Source organism: Psychrobacter sp. ANT_H56B (assembly GCF_008369245.1).
Lineage (GTDB): Bacteria > Pseudomonadota > Gammaproteobacteria > Pseudomonadales > Moraxellaceae > Psychrobacter > Psychrobacter cryohalolentis.
Map to the genome: position 1 here is coordinate 44,865 of NZ_VOBF01000005.1, position 19,560 is coordinate 64,424.

At 43.7% G+C, this 19,560-nt stretch carries 14 protein-coding genes; 5 read left to right on the forward strand and 9 right to left on the reverse strand.

The genetic code is table 11. The annotated features are described in order from the left end of the window. Positions 1-92: 92 nt before the first annotated feature. From FQ082_RS07730 to FQ082_RS07745, 4 genes are all read right to left on the reverse strand, one after another. Positions 93-1,751: a xanthine dehydrogenase small subunit gene (locus FQ082_RS07730; protein ID WP_149492665.1), complete on the reverse strand. Its 1,659-nt coding sequence runs from the start codon at positions 1,749-1,751 to the stop codon at positions 93-95. Positions 1,752-2,514: 763 nt separating this feature from the next. Continuing rightward, positions 2,515-3,204 (reverse strand): 1-pyrroline-5-carboxylate dehydrogenase, encoded by a 690-nt coding sequence (locus FQ082_RS07735; RefSeq protein WP_149492666.1) that lies wholly within the window; start codon positions 3,202-3,204, stop codon positions 2,515-2,517. Between the two features lie 11 nt (positions 3,205-3,215). Then, complete coding sequence (gene putA, locus FQ082_RS07740) at positions 3,216-6,473, reverse strand: bifunctional proline dehydrogenase/L-glutamate gamma-semialdehyde dehydrogenase PutA (RefSeq protein ID WP_149492667.1); 3,258 nt, start codon at positions 6,471-6,473, stop codon at positions 3,216-3,218. A gap of 760 nt (positions 6,474-7,233) precedes the next feature. Next, entirely contained in the window at positions 7,234-8,529 is a 1,296-nt protein-coding gene (locus FQ082_RS07745; protein WP_149492668.1) for an NCS2 family permease, read from the reverse strand. Between the two features lie 511 nt (positions 8,530-9,040). Between FQ082_RS07745 and tolQ the strand changes: the two genes are divergently transcribed. The 4 genes from tolQ (at position 9,041) to FQ082_RS07765 (ending at position 12,771) form a co-directional block, all read left to right on the forward strand. Then, positions 9,041-9,772, forward strand: a complete 732-nt coding sequence (gene tolQ, locus FQ082_RS07750) for a protein TolQ (protein WP_020443339.1) — start codon at positions 9,041-9,043, stop codon at positions 9,770-9,772. Continuing rightward, positions 9,769-10,227: a protein TolR gene (gene tolR / locus FQ082_RS07755; RefSeq protein ID WP_133104210.1), complete on the forward strand. Its 459-nt coding sequence runs from the start codon at positions 9,769-9,771 to the stop codon at positions 10,225-10,227. Before tolQ ends, tolR begins: the two co-directional genes overlap by 4 nt. A 107-nt stretch (positions 10,228-10,334) precedes the next feature. Beyond that, positions 10,335-11,342 (forward strand): cell envelope integrity protein TolA, encoded by a 1,008-nt coding sequence (locus FQ082_RS07760; protein WP_149492669.1) that lies wholly within the window; start codon positions 10,335-10,337, stop codon positions 11,340-11,342. 136 nt (positions 11,343-11,478) lie between these two features. After that, positions 11,479-12,771, forward strand: coding sequence for a PD40 domain-containing protein (locus FQ082_RS07765; protein ID WP_149492670.1), 1,293 nt, complete (start codon positions 11,479-11,481; stop codon positions 12,769-12,771). Positions 12,772-12,888: 117 nt separating this feature from the next. Here FQ082_RS07765 and FQ082_RS07770 read toward each other — a convergent pair whose 3' ends face one another. The 3 genes from FQ082_RS07770 to FQ082_RS07780 all read right to left on the reverse strand — a co-directional run bounded on the left by FQ082_RS07770 (position 12,889) and on the right by FQ082_RS07780 (position 16,832). Next, a complete protein-coding gene (locus FQ082_RS07770; protein WP_149492671.1) occupies positions 12,889-13,533 on the reverse strand; it encodes a c-type cytochrome in 645 nt (214 codons plus the stop codon). Between the two features lie 44 nt (positions 13,534-13,577). After that, complete coding sequence (locus tag FQ082_RS07775; RefSeq protein WP_149492672.1) at positions 13,578-15,179, reverse strand: flavin monoamine oxidase family protein; 1,602 nt, start codon at positions 15,177-15,179, stop codon at positions 13,578-13,580. 198 nt (positions 15,180-15,377) lie between these two features. Next, a complete protein-coding gene (locus tag FQ082_RS07780) occupies positions 15,378-16,832 on the reverse strand; it encodes a cytochrome c (protein WP_149492673.1) in 1,455 nt (484 codons plus the stop codon). Between the two features lie 582 nt (positions 16,833-17,414). Here FQ082_RS07780 and FQ082_RS13015 point away from each other — a divergent pair. Next, a complete protein-coding gene (locus FQ082_RS13015) occupies positions 17,415-17,585 on the forward strand; it encodes a hypothetical protein (RefSeq protein WP_020443333.1) in 171 nt (56 codons plus the stop codon). A gap of 92 nt (positions 17,586-17,677) precedes the next feature. Here the strand turns inward: FQ082_RS13015 and FQ082_RS07785 are convergent, their stop codons facing one another. Both FQ082_RS07785 and FQ082_RS07790 read right to left on the reverse strand, forming a co-directional pair. Beyond that, positions 17,678-18,295 (reverse strand): flavodoxin family protein, encoded by a 618-nt coding sequence (locus FQ082_RS07785; protein ID WP_149492674.1) that lies wholly within the window; start codon positions 18,293-18,295, stop codon positions 17,678-17,680. Positions 18,296-18,562: 267 nt separating this feature from the next. Next, positions 18,563-19,528 (reverse strand): polyphenol oxidase family protein, encoded by a 966-nt coding sequence (locus FQ082_RS07790; RefSeq protein WP_149492675.1) that lies wholly within the window; start codon positions 19,526-19,528, stop codon positions 18,563-18,565. Between the last annotated feature and the right edge of the window lie 32 nt (positions 19,529-19,560).

The following is a 19,560-nucleotide window of genomic DNA, read 5'->3' on the forward strand; positions in this document are numbered from 1 at the left end:
TGCGAAAGTTACGTGAGTTAGCATAATCAAGCAAGTTCAAACACTAGGGCCGTCTATTTAGCCCTTGCCGAGCTTACTTACTATATGTTTCCTTACGCATCTACCGCTTGCACATCAGCAACCAATTGCTTGCCACACTTAATGATTAACCGCTGCATCACATGCATACGATACTCTCGGCTGGCTCTCACATCGGTCATCGGTGAGACATCATTAGGTAGCCTTTGTGCTGCCTGCTCGAAACTGGCAACATTTACTGCTTGTCCAATTAGTGCCTGCTGACATTCTGCTGCCAATAAAGGTATCGCCGCCATGCCGCCAAGTCCAAATTTTGCATCTTGGATAGTCATGCCATCCGCTGACAAATCAAGTCGCGCAGCAAGCAAGCACGCTGAGATATCATCTTCGTAACGCTTACTAATCTTATGAATATAGAGATACTGATGATCTTGCATTAGCGGAAGATGAAGGGCAACCACGTAACTACCAGCACGTAGTTTGGTCTTTTTATAATCTAAAAAGAATTTAGATAAAGGAATGACTTCATCATTACTAGATACTTGATTTGAATGGACATTATTAACATTGAGATTGTCAGTAGCGCTGTTGATAGCATTGTCAATAGCGGCACAATGACGCAGATGAATATGAGCATCTAATGCCAATAGAATGGGAGGCAAATCGCCAATCGGTGAAGCGTTAGCGACGTTACCGCCGATAGTGCCCATATTCCGGATTTGCGGAGAAGCAATACGTTCAAACAAATTGGCAAACGCAGGGAAATGTTGTTCAAGCGCAGGCAGCATGCTCTTATAGCTCATGCCAGCACCCAATACTAAAAACTCTACTTCGCTATCGCCTTTAGACTGCTCATCGGTATTTAAGCTTAACGCTTGCAGTGACCAAGATTTTAGCTCGTCAATCGCTGACAGTTGTACGATAATATCGTGATCAACCAAGTGTTGCGTCACACTCAAACCTAAGTCCGTACCACCTGCCCAAATGGTCGCTTTTGGATGGGCAGCGAGCACTTGGTTAAGCTCAGCAACAGACTTTGGAATGAATAACTTACGTGACCCTTGAGTAAGCGCAGGCTCAATAGCGCCCATTTCGCTTGAAACGGTCTGTCTGCTATTTGCCATCGCATCTGTCGCTAAATTGATAGTCAAGTCTTTGGCGATCGTCTGATCAGCATCGCGTTGTCTACCAATCTCACTCATTGCCAAGCCCGCCTCGATAATAGGACGATAGCCGGTACAACGGCAAAGATTGCCACCAATTGCAGCCACGATATCATCGTAGCTTAAATCATCTTTAATGGTTCCTTTTGCGACTTGCAGACGATGATTCTCGTAGGTGCTGGCCAGCGTCATCACAAATCCAGGCGTACAAAACCCGCACTGCGAGCCATGGCATTCGACCATTGCTTGCTGCGCTGGGTGCAATAAAGCACGTTCTGGATGATGTTCAGGATTGTCCGCGATATAAGCTGACGTCATTATATGATGACAATCCATCAATGACAGTAGCGTGATACAGGCGTTAAGGGTATAAAAAGGCAAATCAGAAGAATCTTCACCACTGCTAGGTAAGCGCTGCGCCATCACCGTACAGGCTCCGCAGTCGCCACTGCCGCAGCCTTCTTTTGTATCAGTCTGGCGTTCGTGCAAGCGCAAATACTCAAGCACCGTGGTATTCGGATTGAGGTCAGTTAATTGCTTATATTGACCGTTCAAATAAAAATGAATCATAGCAATACTCAGCTGTCAGAATAAAAGGAAGATAAAAAACTGCTTTATCTTTAATCGAATCATAAAATCTTAACAATCAGTATCTTAAAGGATAACTGCACACAAATGCGCTGCCCTTAAGTGAGTACTTAATTACCATGTTAATAAAATTTATACGATGATGATCATCATACCTACATCAATACTGAGAGTTATAACTGTATTGAATAAGCTGACTGCCTATCTGACTACTGACTTGCTCAGGCTTAATCTGTTTGCGGTTTGAACTTTTTAATTTACCTATGATGGATGAGCATCTTTAGCAAATACAAAAGCATTATCAAGGGTTTGGGTATCGTCTTAATGACGACTACTCTATCGGAAAATCGAGGAATATAAGCACCGTTAAAACATACTTTCGAGGCTTAGCTTACGTCAACGTTCCGTGTTAAAGGGATTTATTAACCATTTAGTGAATAATTGCTGACTAAACGGTTAACTTATATTATCACCATCTTTGTTTAACTTACAACTCAAAAAATACCTTATTTTTGTTGAAAAGCCAAGAAACTTCATTACTAAAGTGAGTATTTACTAAAATACCTACCTATCCTACTTCTAAATTTAAGCATAAAAAAACGACCAGCAATTACTCACCAAATATTTGGGAATAATGACTGATCGTCATTTTTACTATTCGAGCTATTTCTTTATTGGCAATACGCTAATCTTTTAACTTCTAATGAGATTATTGGTTGCCTGTACTAAATTGTTGCTGTTACTTCTATGTGCCAAGCTCTAACAAGCTTGCATTTCCGCCAATGGCAGTGGTATTAATGGTTTTTACACGCTCAGTGACGAAACGGTATAGATAATCAGGTGTTAGCATCTCTGATAAGCCGTCCATATCAGTGACGCTAATGACTTGCGTCAACATACCATCAGTTTTGGCAAGCTCTTGACTGACCGCTTGCACCTCTTTCCGATTACCAGAAACAGCCACTTGCGCAAGGCGATCGATGTATAAAAGCGTGACGGTTTGCGAGTCATTGGCGACACTCAGCACATCATCACTGATGCCACTCTCATAGAGGATTTTTGCCGCTTCAATGCACATCTCATCTTGGCTTGGGCAATGCAATATCACCTCATTACCCGTTAATAATGCTGCTAGCAATTGCCCAAGTACTGCCATCGCGCGAGCAGACTCGCCGCCAACAACCATCGTCTTACCACGACCCGTCACGTACAAGTCATTTGACTCGCCCGTAGCACCAGTCATACGGTGCTCTTCGTCAAGCATGGGTGCTGCGCTCAATAAATGATTGAACAGACGCTTTGCCTTATTGGCATCACCGGTCAATAATGCCAGTCTTGGTGCGGCTTCTTGCAGATAAGTGGCACGATTCACTGCGCCAAGCAAACGCCAAGTTTCACAAACTTGGCCATGATTTTTTTTGAATTCAGTCACCATAGTGCTACTCCTTATGCGATTATTGTTTGAGTATTGGTTGCAGCGGTATTGTCTATCAAAGCCACTTGCTCATTAGCCAACTGCTCTGTCGTTAAGCTCATCAGACGGGCGACATAATGTGGACCACCTGCTTTGGGACCTGTGCCCGATAGACCGCAGCCACCGAACGGCTGTACGTTGACGACCGCGCCGATTTGGTTACGGTTGATATATGTATTGCCGACAAAGGCACGGCGCTCGATATGCTCTACCGTGTTTTCAATACGGCTATGGATGCCCAAGGTCAAACCAAAACCCGTCGCATTGATCGCATCAATCAGCTTATTTAGATCACGTGCTTCATAACGCAGTACATGCAAAATAGGACCAAAATGCTCTCCACCGATCACATCGATGCTTTTTACTTCTATGGCCGTTGGCAATACAAACGTTGCTTGATCTTGACTGACTTCTGAGCTGTCACTCATCGGTGTCTGCGCCAAAATAGTAGCCGTTGGCTCAGTACGCATGCGTTCGATATGCGCTTCAAGTCCGCGCTTGGCATCGATATCAATCACAGGACCTACATCTGTAGTCGCATATAGCGGGTTGCCAACGATTAATTCAGCCATATTGCCTTGCAATAGCTCAATCAAATCATCTGCCATCTCTTCTTGTACACATAAGATACGACATGCTGAACAGCGCTGACCTGCTGAACCAAAGGCAGATAATACCGCATCTCTAACCACTTGCTCAGGCAATGCCGTTGAGTCCATAATCATGGCATTTTGTCCGCCAGTCTCCGCGATAAAGACAGGCAGCTCACCGCTGACTTGAGCATGGGCATTTAGGCTTTGGTTGATGCGCTGCGCCGTTTGGGTCGAACCTGTAAAGATAACACCTGCGATATTGTCCGCAGCAGTCAATGCAGCACCAACGTCGCCCGCGCCAATCACGAGTTGCAATGCTTCTACTGGCACGCCAGCTTGATACATAAGCTGCGTACCGAAATGAGCGATTAAGCTCGTCTGTTCGGCAGGTTTTGCCACTACGGTATTACCTGCAGCCAGTGCTGCAACTACTTGACCGGTATAAATAGCCAATGGAAAGTTCCATGGGCTGATACAAATAAACGTGCCACGTGCTTTATAAACTTGACGCGACGGCTTGCCTGCCAAATCGGTAAACTCATAAATAACATCATCTAAACGCTCAGCTTCATCAGCATAAAAACGGCAAAAATCAACCGCTTCTTTGATTTCATCAATGCTGTCTTGTAAGGTTTTACCTGCCTCAACTTGGCATAATGCCATCAGCTCTGCATAGTTTTCTTCATATAAGTCCGCTATTTTACGCAATATAGCCGCACGTTTAGTAGCAGCAACCGCTTGCCATTCGCCTTGTCCAGCGACTGCCGCCGCAATTGCTTGCTGTGCGATAGTCGCATTGGCATAAACGACTTCACCGGCAATGACTTCATGGTTCCAAGGCGCACATATAACTTGCTTGTCAAGCTGATGAGTGTCGCCATCTACCGTATTTTCATTGACTGCGTTGCCATTAATAACCGAAGTCGCAAACCATGTTTTGTGTATATGCGTATCGATAGCTGCTTTAAACGGTATCCACTGCGATTCTACAAAGATATTGGGACCAAAGCTGGCACGGCGTGCACCATAGATAGCTAACGGTAATGGAATATCTGGATTATGTAGCGTTGCATTGGTTAATAGCTTGTCATACGGATGTACAGTTAGCTTGTCAATTGGATAAGACTTGTCTAATAACTGATGGACAAACGAGCTATTGGCACCGTTTTCGAGCAATCGTCGTACCAAATACGGCAGCAGATCTTTATGAGCGCCAACCGGTGCATAGATACGCACAGGGATTTGATAAGCTTGTAAGATATGGTCATAAAGCGCATCACCCATACCATGCAAACGCTGGAACTCAAAGTCTCTGTGCGAGCTCATGGTCATGATTGAAGCAAGCGTGTGCGCATTGTGCGTTGCAAACTGTGGCCAAATAAGACCACGCAAATGCTCTGATAATAAGAAACGCGCGCAGGCAAGATAAGCGGTATCCGTGCCTTCTTTGCGCGTCCAGACCGGATAGCCTGAGAGACCTTTTTGCTGAGCAAGCTTAATCTCTGTATCCCAATAAGCGCCCTTTACTAGACGTACAGGAATACGGTCGCCAACCTCAATTGCCAAGCGTGCCAGCCAAGCCAAAATAGCAATTGCACGCTTTGAGTAACCTTGTACAACTAAACCAAGACCATCCCAATCCGCTGTTAGATTGTCGCGATATAAAGACTCAAATAGTTTTAGCGATATCTCAAGACGATCGGCTTCTTCAGCATCAATACTGAGGTCGACATTGACTTCACGCGCCGCTTCAATCAGTAACAAGCAGCGTTGACGCAATAGACCCATGACTTGCTCTTCTTGAGTAGCTTCATAGCGCGGGTGCAATGCGGACAGCTTGATAGAAACCGATGGCTTAGGCATGCCCTCTTTAACTTTGATACTGGCCGTCGCTTTGATGGCATGCAAATAATCATTAAAGTACTTTTCGGCATCTTTATGAGTAATTGCTGCTTCGCCCAGCATATCGAATGAATAGGTATAGCCTTTATTGCGATATGGTTGGCTATTTTTATTAGCGCCTTCAATCGTTTCGCCAAGTACAAACTGGTGCCCCATGATACGCATGGCTTTTTGCATAGCACTACGAATAACAGGCTCACCCATCTTTTTGGTCATACGATCCAAAAATCCAGATGCCGTGGTATCACTATCGATGCTCACCACACGACCTGTCATCATCATGCCCCATGTTGAGGCATTGACCATAAAACCATTGTCATTTTTTAGATGTTTTTTCCAGTCAGCGACGCTCATCTTGTCATGAATCAGCGCATCAGCCGTATAATTGTCCGGCACACGAATCAAGGCTTCCGCCAAGCTCATGAGCAAAACACCTTCTTGAGTATCCAAGCTGTACTCGAGCAATAATGAGTCGACCATTTTTACCGCTTTACCATCATTGCGCACATGCTCAACCAGCTGACGCGTCTGCGTAGCTGCACTGTCACGCTCGGCATCTGTCGGTTTAGCAAGTGGCAATAACTGCGTCAACCAGCGCTCTTCATCCACGCTATACAAAGGCGATATACGCGTATGTAGCTCTGTTGATGACTGAGCAATATATTCTGGTGATAACAAATCAATAGGATTAAATAAAATCGGCTCTTGCGGGGTAAATTGCTCTACTGGGTTCATAACAACTCCATAACTTGAAAATCCATCATAAGTGATGCGCTGAGGCTTTTTAACATTGAAACTTTTAAATATTGTGGCGCTAAAACAACGTCGTAAGGCTAAAGTATTGAAACGGTTTATCATCTACCCTATCGAAAACAGCAATCGATCACAATCAGCTAGTAAGCAGTGTGAGTGATTCGGCTTTGATAACATACATAACAATGAACAGAGCACACGATAATATTAAAAAACGAGAAAATCCAGCATAAGCTGGAAAAGGTCAAGTAGATCGTTTGACTGTGCAACGGACTACGTCAACAATACAAAGGCAACAACATGAAACTAAGCGGCATTAGTGCCTTCTTCTTGTTAGTAGTGAAAGGAGAGTGTTTGCAATATAAAGTGGCAATATGCAATGCTGATTCACTGATAAGAAAAACCTCTACGGCGTTGATTGAGGTGATGCGCTTAATATCCGCATATTACCATGAAATAAATTTTCAAACTAACAATATTATGCATTTTAGCCAATTATAATAGTGTTAAAAAACAAACAGTTATTAACGCATTCACAAACGTGACGCTTTGGTTATAATTTCCGATTTACTATTTATGATTAATTGTTTTATGAATCAAATAGTTGGCGCTACTGTCTTGATATAATAAGAATAGTAAATACCAAAAAGCCCTTCTTATCATTTGATAATAAGAAGGGCTTAACTGATATCTCTATAGCAATATCAACCGTAATTAACAGTGCGCGTCGATTGATTAAAAACTAGATAAAGATAATTTTAGCCAGTAATACTACTGTCAATAGCAAAACAGGAATACTGATGTCAGAGAATTTACCAGCAACTACTTTGATGGCAGTATAAGTGATAAAGCCAAGTGCAATACCGTCAGCGACAGAATAGGTCAAAGGCGTAAACAATAGCACTACCACAACCGGAGCGGCTTCTGTCAAATCATTCCATTTGACGTCTTTTAATGTTTCCATCATGAGTACTGCTACATAAAAGATAGCGCCCGCAGTCGCATATCCTGGAATCATACCGGCAAGTGGTGAAAAGAATAAGCTGAGTAAAAACAACACGCCAACGGTCACAGCCATCAAACCAGTACGACCACCTGCAGCAATACCTGAGACACTTTCAACAAAACTGGTTGTTGATGAGGTACCAAGTACTGTACCTGCCACAGTCGCCGTCGAATCTGCTAGCAATGCTTTGCCCATATTTGGGATTTTACCATCTTTACCAATTAAACCTGCTTGAGTGGTGGTGGCAATCAGCGTGCCTGCTGTATCGAATAAATCAACGAATAAGAAAGCAAAGATAACACTAATCATGGCTACATCGAACGCACCAGCGATATCAAGCTGCATTAGCGTTGGAGCAATAGGTGGCGGCGCTGAAATAATACCTGAAAACTGCGTATTTCCTGTGAGCAGACTAATAAGCGCAACCAATAAAATACCAATAGTGACCGCACCGGGTACTTTTTTATGTGACAAACCAACGATAACAATAAAACCAAGGGCTGCCATCGCAGGTGAAAACGTGGTCATGTCACCTAGTCCCACTAGTGTCGCATCATTATTGACGATGACACCTGAGGTTTGAAGCGCAATAAAGGCCAAAAACGCACCAATACCAGCGACAACCCCTTGTTTGATACTGGTCGGAATAGAATTAATAATGATTTCACGGATTTTAAACAAACTTAATAGGATAAAGATACAACCTGACAAAAATACTGCGCCAAGCGCCGTTTGCCAAGCATAGCCCATACCCAAAACCACGCCATAAGTAAAGAAGGCATTGAGTCCCATTCCAGGCGCTAGGGCCACTGGCAGGCGGGCATAAATACCCATAATAAAACAACCAATGGCCGCGGCAAGACAGGTAGCTACGAATACCGCGCCTTTATCCATACCGGCATCAGCAAGTATGTTAGGGTTGACAAATATGATGTAAGCCATCGTTAAAAACGTGGTTACACCTGCTAAAATCTCTGTTTTGATCGTGGTATTGTGCCCATCGATCCCAAAATATCGTTCAATTGCGTTCATAGGAGTCGCTTCCAAATTGCAGTGAGTAAATTATCATTATCAAATGGTATTGATAAATGTCGCTTCCAAATTGCGACGATAAATGCCGCTTTTAACTCAAACATAAAAAATACACCTAAATTGCGACGATAAATGACGCTTCCAAATTGCGACTGTAAATGACGCTATAAACTACGGTTGGAGATGATGTTTTTAATCCTTTAGCCACACAAGACTTGCTAAAAATAAAACCACTGTGAAAAATTACAGCAACAAATCATAACATTCTATGGAAATAAATAGATAATTTCAATGAATGCCATGAACTTGTCAGTAAAAGAGCAAAAAATAGTTGACCATATGGACAATATTATAAAATGATAGTGCTGTCACCATAAATTTTAGGAAAAAACTGCTCATTATGTAATTAACACATTATTAATGATATTTACCAAGATTAGCAGTACACTAGGGGGTTAATATGAGCACCCTATTTTTAATGACTATTATTAATTATCCATGAGTCCTTTACATGCCTGAATCCTTAAATATTATCGACCTTATTACTCAAGCGAGCCTGCTGGTTCAGATCGTGATGGCTCTATTGTTATTAGCATCGTTACTCAGTTGGGTGATTATTTTTCGTATGAGTGCGCGGCTTGGCACTGCCAGAAACTTTGACCAACAGTTCGAGGCGTGGTTTTGGTCGGGTGAAGATTTGGCAAAATTGTATCAAGGTATTCAGGGCTCACCTGAGCGCCAAGGTCTTGAGCAGATTTTCTATGTTGGATTCTCTGAATACTTAAGAATGCACAAAAAACGTCAACCAAAAGATGACATTATCGATGGCGTTGAGCGTAAGCTTAGGGTGGGTCTTGGTCGTCAGCAGCTACTTTTGGAGTCAGGACTTACAACGCTTGCCAGTATCGGCTCCGTTGCACCTTACGTCGGTCTGTTCGGCACCGTTTGGGGTATCATGAATGCCTTTTTGGGCTTGTCACAAAATGAACAGGCTACCCTAGCCGCTGTGGCACCAGGTATTGCAGAAGCATTGATTGCCACCGCTATGGGTTTGTTTGCCGCTATTCCTGCGGTATTGGCTTATAACCATTTTACCGCTAAATCTAGTCGATTATATGATTCACGTGCCTTATTCTGTGATGAGATGACGGGTATGCTGCAGCGCGAAACCAGTAATGAAAGCCCGCAGCCTAGCACTCAAGTAAGCCAAGCTAACCAGAGCACTCAGGTGGCTGGTCTATGAAACAAAGTCCCTATCGCCGTGAGAAAAAAGCACTGAATGCGGAGATGAACGTTGTTCCTTATATCGACGTAATGCTCGTGCTGCTCGTGATATTTATGGTGACCGCGCCGATGCTGATTACTGGCGTCGATGTAGATTTGCCAAAAGAGCAAACCAACACCATGAGTCAAAGCCAGCTACCAGTCATTGTATCTCTGACCGGTAACGGTGAGATTTTTATCAGTTATGAGAGCAATGTTGACTTACCTGTTAGTGAGCCTGAGCTAATTGATACCTTATCAACTTTGCAAAGTCAAAGCAGTGATGCCGGTGCGCAACCAGTACAAGTGATGATCAATGCCGACCAAAACAATCAATATGGCGCTATCATGACTTTGATGGCAACGTTGCAACAAGCTGGTATCCAGAAGGTTGGACTATTAACTGGCGCTCCATTGCCTACACCAGCAGTTTAATCATTTTATAATATTAAAAAACAGCCGTTTTGGTGTAGCCGGTTATAATAAAGCAGATAATCTGATGTAGCTTATCTTTTAGTATCACGTTTTTGAGTATCACTACCATGCACAAGGCTCCAACCGTTTATGTACCAACTGAACCCGAAGGCAATGGGCTAACCTTACCCACGCTGCTCAGTTTGCTGGCACATGGTCTTGTCATTGGTATACTTATCTATACCTACCAAAATATGGACGTTGAGACCGCTGGTAGTATTGAAACGACCATGGTATCTCCTGAACAGTTAGCCGAGATGCAAGGTCAAATTCTTGCCAATCGCGCCGCCGCAGCCAGTGCTATGCAAGCGGAAAGCGGCTCAAGTAGTTCAGCTACGCCAACAGAAGCCTTTGCTGGCAGCGTCAGCACTCCAAATCCTGCTCAACCAAACTCTCAGCAAGTGCCTGTCTTCACACGCTCGGATGAATCTGCTACTAGTCCGATGCTAATGAGTGAAGAGCAGCATCAACGTCTGCTTGAGCAAAACCAAGAGTATGAGCGCAGTATGGCTGAGTGGGCCGCGCGCTTAGACGAATCCGTCTTAGAAGAACATGACCAGATTGAAAAAGAAAGACGACAGCAGCTGATTGAAGAGCAAAAAAGGCTTGGGGATTTCCGCAATAAACAAAACAATCCTCCCAAGATTAAGCGCCCAACTGCTACCGACCGAAATATAGAAATCAATACGGGCGGCTCTAGTAGTTCAGGTCAAACCCTTAGTCTATCAAACGATGGGCAGTCGACTTTATCTGGTGATAGCACAACCTCAAGCCCTTCAAAAGGCAACAGCCGCTCAGCGTCAGGTGGCAGTCGCGGCGCCAGTAATAGTGAAATCATTAACCTCATCAGACGTAACTATAACCCACCGACTGCGGCAAAGGGCTCAACCCAGCGTGCGACCCTCACAATTACGGTCAATGCCAGCGGTAATATCACCAATGTTACTGCGTCAGGACCGGATGAAGCTGTCAATGAAGCCGCCAAACAAGCCGTATTGAACACAGGCAGCTTACCAATCGATGCTGACGATCCCAAATACCCGACCTTTACTCTACAGTTTAAAGGTAGCAATTAATCAGTTGCTCATGTCTTATATTATTGATAACGTTACCTTAAACAGCTTGTACTGTAGAAGGGACTGCCTTATCTTTATGGCGGACTAATAACCTATAAAAATGATACTCATACTGTTTCAGGAGCTTAACTTACTCATGCACACTCATAAAAAACTACTCATATCATTACTTGCTAGCGCCTCAAGCTTACTTATCGCGCCAAGTGTGCTGGCAGCGCCTGTCGTTTTAGAATTGGATTACGAGATTCCTGTGCAACAGAATCAAGTGGCTTTTGTGCCTTTTGCTGGTGATAGCGTATTGTCACCTATCATTGTCAATGACTTAAGCAAAACTGAGCTCAAAGTTACCAGTCAAAATCTACCGCAGCAGCCACGCAGTAGCAGTGAGCTGGCAGGGACATTACCAGTCTGGCAAAGTATAGGGATTCCCTATCTTGTCGTAGGTAGCACGCGCAGTAGCCGCGGTAAAGTGGTGACCGATTATGAAGTGATTGAGGTTAAGACAGGACGCGTGATCGAAGGCAAGCAAACTTTAACCGCAGATAACAATAAAGACAGCATGCGCTATGCCGGTCACGTCATCGCAGATAAAGTGTACGAGCTCATTACCGGCATTCCAGGGGACTTCTCAGGGCGTATTGCCTATATTGAAGAAATTGGTGCCGGAAAAGCAAAAATCTCACGCTTAAAAGTCATGGATGCTGATGGCGAAAACGCCAAAACCATTACTGAGGTTTCAGGCTCTATCTTCTCTCCAGCATGGTCGCCCGATGGCAATCGTATCGCTTATTCAGTACAGCGAGATAAATCTTATCCTGTTATTTATGTGCAAAGCGTGAGCGGCGGCGGCGCAACGCCATTGACGCCTTTCCCTGGTAGCAACTTAAGTCCTTCGTTCTCGCCAGATGGCAGCAAAATACTGTTTTCGAGTAGTTTTGAAGGCAGTGCTGATATTTATGAGATGAGTGCCAGCGGCGGTCAACCAAGACGACTGACCAATTGGCCAAGCAGTGAAGTACAGCCAAGCTACGCCCCTGATGGCAGATCTTTTGTCTTTGTATCTGATAAGACTGGATTTAATAAGCCGCAGATTTATCGTTATGAATTTGGTTCAGGGCGCACAACCAAAGTATCTAATAGTGGTTATGCGACCAGCCCACAATTTAGTAGTGATGGCACGCAAATTGCCTTTTTAAATGGGCGCTCAGCGGCTGTTATGAACAGCGGCGGCGCGGTCACTGCTAATTTGGGCAATACCGGTATCGATGAAGCGCCGAGCTTTTCACCAAATGGTAAGCGTGTCGTTTATGCATCAAAGCAAGGTGGTAAGGGCGTACTGACTATCAAATCGCTAAACGGCGGCGAAGCCTTTGGTAAATCTGGGCAAGGTACGATTCGCTCACCTGTCTGGTCAGCCAGTCCCAGATAGGGCTAGAAATTCGTAATGTCTTAACCAAGAAAATCGCACAATCATCGATTGGGCGATTTTTTATATGAGAGTAAATCGATTAGCTTTTATTCTAAGGAAACATTGTTCACAGCAACACTATTCACTTGGATCATAACCGGGCGGATTGGCATGTCTGAGCTTGGCCACGTCTTCAGCGGTCACTGTATCCGTGTAACCATTTAAGTCACTGACGACGTATTGAGTCACTGCCGCCATTTGCTCATCATTCATCATCATATGAAACGATGGCATTCCGCGGAAACCATTGATCAGTATATTAATAATATAATATTTTGACTGCATTTTGCTATTGTTAGCCAGTGGCGGATAATAGCCTGCACCATAAGCGCCTTCGCCTTTATGCATATGACAGCCAGCACAGGAGTCATGATAGAGCTTTTTGCCATCGGTCGTAATAAAGGCATTGGATCCTTCAAATTTTGCTTCCCACTCGCTAATAATATGGTCATTTTCCATATTGGGTAATGAGCTGTCATCAACAACATTGATAGGCTGCGCTTTTAGCTCGTCACGGCTCATATAGACAGCGCCCCAGCTGCCAGTATTGCGACTTGCTTGATAGTCAACCGTTTGCTCAGCATCGTGTTTACTGGCTACCGTCTCTACATCGCCTACTTTTTGACTACAGCCTAATAATGCGCTGCTGCTTAGCAGCATGATCATCAGCATCTTAGGTGTCATGTTTTTCATGATAGTTGTTTTCATGATGATAGTGTTCATGATAGCCTCTGAATTTATAATGATTGTCTCTATGTGCGCCGCAATTAACCCAGCATTTTTGCTTTTTTATGCAAGCGTTTAGCTGCATCCATGCCAGATAATATAGCCCCTTCCTGCCACGCAGGAATATGAGAGCAATGCTCACCTGTCAGCACAATACGGTTGTCTATACTGCATAGGTTATCGTAATGCTGCTCACGACTAGACTCACTCCAAATACCGTAGCAGCCGAGTGTCCAAGGAATACGGTGCCAGACGACAGATGTTCCGGCGCGGAATTCTTTTGGGTACTGCGGATGGATATACTTACCGTAGGCAAGCGCCACATTGATACGCTCTTGCGGTGTTAGAGTATTAAACTTATAAGAAGTCGCGCCAAAACCATAGGCACCAAGCAATACACCCGAGCCATCTTTAAACATATTTTCTGACGGATAAGCAATTTGGGTAATAGGCATATTGGTATAGGTTAAACCGCCATAAATCCACTCATCTTCTTCCCAGAAGCGGCGATTAAATTCCAAACCTACTTTATAGGAAGTGTCATAAGGAACCGCTGCCAGCGCCTGTTTCATTGGTTTTGAGACATTGATATCGAGCTGGGTTAATACGGTTAAAGGTATGTTGCAGACACACCAGTCTGCCCGAATGGTTTTGGTTGCGCCATCGGGACTATTACTGTCCACATAGTCGACTGTAACGCCAGTATCATCTTGATGAATCTTAGTGACTTTGGCATTAAACTCAATCATATCTCGACATTCGCGGGTGAAAGCGTCACCGATTTTACCCATACCACCAACTGGCTGAAACATAGTCGGCTGATGTCCATATGTCATGTGATTGCTATAAATATCTCCCCACATGCCTGAATCTAGTATCTCACTGATTGGTAATGGCTTTGACGGCTTTTCATTTGGCATCAAACCGCCACCTGGGAACACACTAAAGCCACGATGTTTGGTAGTCTCATTACTGGCGCGGTAGCGATAGTCTTTATCGAGCACGCCCCAGCCTTTTAGCCCTTCTAGCAGCTTCTCTTTGTCCTCAGTATTGACTGAGCGATCCAGACCACCCACGTTTACTGACTTCGATAGCAGCTCCGCCACATGACCTTGAATGTCATTTTTGATGTCACCCAAACGCTGTGGTACGCCATTGAAATGATTAGTACGATGCAAATAAGCACGGTCATTGGTTTGTATAAAGGGTTGCATCTCAACACCGAACTGTTTGCAATAATGAAAGACGGCATAGTGGTGGCTTGGCAAACGCCATGGTCCACCATTGAAATAATTGCCTTCTTCAAAATCACAAGTGACCTCTTCGCCGCCAAGCTCAGTATATTTATCACCGCTGTTCAGTGTCCAACTACGACCGCCACCACGATTTTGAAACTCAAGCACTTTGACATCGTAGCCCGCTTTTCGCAGCTCATAGGCGGCAGTAAGACCACCAAGACCAGCACCAAGAATGACAATGCTCGCGCCAGCAGGTGCGCCTTTAAGATCCATTGCTTCTTTAAAACTGGACTCTGAAGCAAACCCCAAGGTCGTCATTGCTTGATACATGGCGGTCGCGCCCGCTGTTTTACCAATCATTGAAAGCAATTGACGGCGCGTGGGTGATTGAAGCATGTCTTTCATAATAATATCCTTAAAGTAGACAATGGTGCAGGATAGTAGATGCATCTTTATCAATGTACTTGGCGTGTTGTTGTCTATAATTGCCAAACGATAACGCTCTATCTAATTGCCATAACCCTTGTCTTATAATCAGTATCTAACATAGCGTTATAGTATTTATTACTACGCTGTTTAATGAAAGGTGAAATGAAACCCAAATCAGTGACGGTGCTTAGAGCGTATGATGGATCGAATAATAAATATAATGACGGCAATAGCGACGATAATACCCAATATCGCCAGCAAACCTGCATATTTAATTAAAAATGGCTTTTCGGCGCTAGTGGCAGCGATGCGCTCGACGTCCGCTGCACTCACATCACTGCTGGCAAGACCGCCAAAGCTGATGCGTACGTAATTGGCGATACTGGCAATTTGCTCGCTGCTCAGCTCATCAGAGAAGGCCGGCATAATCGGTGAGGTATTGGTGCTGCCAACGACCCCATGCAAAATCATATTGACGAGCACATCAGGCTTATCGCGGCGAAGACTGCTTAGCCCTACGATGGGTGAATACTGTGCATCAGGTTGACCATAGCCATCCACACCATGACAGCTGCCACACGTAGCCAAATACAAGGCTTCTGGTGAATTACTCCCCTTACTAACAGCAGTTTTGGCTTGAGCCAAATAATCTTTTTGGGCAAGTAAATCATGGGTGATAGACTCGTTTACACGGGTTGGCAAACGTGAGACATCGATGGCAGATACCTTATCATCGGTTTGAATGGCAGGTACTGTTTTTAGATAAGAGGCAATCGCGCTTAAGTCTTCTTGCTTTAGATACTGGGTACTATGCGCGACTGCCTCACCCATTGGACCACCAGCATAAGCGCGCTGATCAAGCTCACCGGTGCGTAGATAAGTAATGATATCTTGCTCACTCCAGCTGCCAATACCACTTGACTCGTCAGGGGTAATATTAGGTGCATACCAATGCCCTAACTGCGCTCCAGATAAATACATTTTTTTATCGAAGCCCATAGTGCTGTTGCGTGGCGTATGGCAAGTACCACAGTGTTCTAGATTATTGACCAGATACTCACCGCGCTTCTGCGTCTCATTGAGGCCATCACGTCCTTGGGTAGAAGGAACATTTAAAAAGTTCCAACCGAACATGAGCGCACGAATATTAAATGGAAATGGTAGGTCAGTTTTATGCTTTGGCGCTTCATCTACCACTGGCACGGTTTGCAGATAGGCAAACAGCGCGCTGATATCCTCTTCTTTCATACCACTATAAGAAGGATATGGCATAGCAGGATATAGCATATGGCTAGGCGCACGACCTTTTTGTAGGGCATTTTTTAGATCTTTTTCAGTATAATTGCCGATACCATAGCGTTTGGAGGGGGTGATATTCGTAGAATAAATCTCCCCCATAGGGGTCTCTATTGCTGTACCGCCAGTATAGTCTTCGCCATGACACGCCATACAGTCCGCTGCACGAGCAATATAGGCACCTCGATTGACGAGCACGCTATTGGCAGGACTGATATTAGGTAAGGTCGCATTAGGTAAGCTTGTATTAGTAAGGCTCGTATCCTCAGCCATCGCAGCGCTGGAGGCCATACCAATGACAAGCATCGATAACATCATAGAAAATCGCTTCATAATTCCCTCATTTCGCTAACATCTCATATACTTTCATGATTGTTGCGCATAACTTCCACTGTTAAGCTGAATTTTTATCATTATTTTTTGCTATTATCAGTACAAGATAAAACTGTAATAAAATATCCATTTATAGATCATTGCTAAAAAATGTCTGTTCACCTCACTACTGTAAGACTATTTCACTTCTATTACTTGGATAGTAACGTATTGCTATCATTTTTTTACAAAACTTAAAAAGATAAATAATTGGATATATTTTTTAATAGACGGTTATACCTTTTTATATTATAAATTTAGATAAAATAATTAATTCTTTATAAAACAATTAGTAAAGTTATAAAAGCTTGTTTTTATATATTTATAAACATGAATTACTGGTAGATTATTGCTAGATAATGAAGCCACCAGTTCTTCTTATCCTATTTTGGCTGTACATAATGGATACATAACGCCCATCCTAAACGCTTCTTACAGAGGGTACTACTTCCATTTATAATGAGATAATATCTTGCACAATCCCGTGCATTGGTTATGATGAGCGCTATTTCACCGTCGCCGATTGCCTTTTGAGATATCATTATGAAGTCATTAACCTTGACCTATATATTCACAGCTGCCTTATTTATGACAGGTTGTCAGTCGTTTCAATTTGTCGAAAGCCCGATTCCTGTCAAAAACGCTCCGAGCAAAAATCTGTTGGTTAAAACTGTCCCAGTTGCAGATATTGCCGTTGAAAATATCGAGCACTAAGATAGATATAAAAAGCTGACAATAAAAAAAGCAGATATCAGTTTGATATCTGCTTTTTGGTATTTACTACTTAATAAATAGCTTTTGAATTTTTATGAGGCCGGCTGATGTTTTATGATGGTTTTTGCCAGATGATCACCAAACCAAATCGCCGTATCTATATCACCCGCGCCTGGTGTTTCCTCAGGTGGACCATCAAGCGACTGGGTCATCAAACCCAAATTACTCGATAAACGGTTTAAATCATGGGGCTCATGTCCGGTCGGTCTAAGTGGCAACCCTATCCAGTTCATCCCATGCTGCATGCTATAAAGACAAATCTGTTGTAGTACAGCAAGCTTATCGCCGCTAAGCCCACCTGAGTTGGCAAAACCTGCTGCCCACTTACCTTGCCATTTGCCATGATACCAACGCTTCGATGTCGCATCCATAAAAGTCTTAAAGCCTGCTGTCACACTGCCCATATATACCGCACTACCAAAAACCAACAGATCTGCTTGATCTAAAAACTCCCAATCGACGTCATTGACATCGATAGCCTTGGCTTGCGCTTCAGGTAGTTGCTGACGAGCGCCCGTCACGATTGCTTCCGCGACACGTTGAGTATGACCGTAGTTACTATGGTAAATAACGGCCATCGATATATTAGATACGCTAAGAGAAGTCTCGTCAGGAGGTAGTACAATAGACGGTGTAACAGATGTATTCATATAAACTCTAATAATGGCTATAAGTAATGAAATAAAAAATAAAAAGGTAAATTAGGCTTATGATTGTTAACGATAAGAAGACGCACCTATTATGTGACAGTTACTCTTTTAAATGATCATGCTTTAGTTACTATAGTCAGTCCTAAATAAAAGAAATCCAAATATTATAAGGTACTACTGGTGTTACTTTTTCTTGCTTGCTGTGTCTACGCAGACAGAGGCTGCGAATAATTAACCCCAGTAGTTCTGTACCCTTTTAAAAGTGAATTAGCTATATATAGAAGCACTTCGCGTAATAATCAAGGCCATGCGTCCCGTTGCAGCTTGCTGCAAATGGGTCTGACGTCGATAAGAATAGTAATGCCCGTCAGCATAACTACAAGGGTTAGAGGACTCATTGCATACGACAATCCCTACTGCCTGCAATTGATCCGCGGCAATTTTTGGCAAATCTATCTTAATTTTTTCTGCATAGACTGGCGTATTGTCTGATAACTTGTCCGCTGTACTTGCTGCGTCTAACTCGCTAGTACCTGACACCATCACGTAGCGCTCATTAAAATTACTTATTGCATCTGTCGTCAAAGCGTTATTCGCGATGCAACCTGCCAATAACTTATCTCGGACTTGGCTACCCACTTCGTAATTATCTTGACTGATACAAACGCCTATCCATGCCATAATCTGGCCGCTGTCGCTAAAGCGTTCAGCCGTTGCTTTGATTACGCCGCATGCCAGCCCTTGCCAGCCAGCGTGAATCGCCGCTATCTGCCCAGTTGCTGGCTGATAAAGAACGATCGGTACACAATCAGCCGTCATTATGGCAAGCCCAGTACCATCTTGTTTGCTAACCATAGCATCAGCTGCCATAGGCGCCATACTCAGTACCGTAGCATCGGTATCATGTATATGATTACCATGGACTTGATTAACCCAATGTAGCGCTTTGACAGGCATGCTATGAACAGGTAGGTTTTGCTGCGCGATCATCTGCTCATTAATGGTAGCAAGCACACGCATCCGATTACTTAATACTACGCTTGCATCATCATTGACATGCAGCCCCAAGTTCAGCTCGCCATAACTTGCTTGCTGTCGTTGATGTGGCTGCTGATTGATTTTGGACTGAGATATATCAATACTTGCATAGTCTATATCAGAAAAAGCAGCCGTTTGAAACACAGCCACATCATCAAGCTGTGCTAGCAATGTCATGGGAAGCGTATTTTTCATGGCATATCTACCGTTTTAATAAAGCGTTTTTG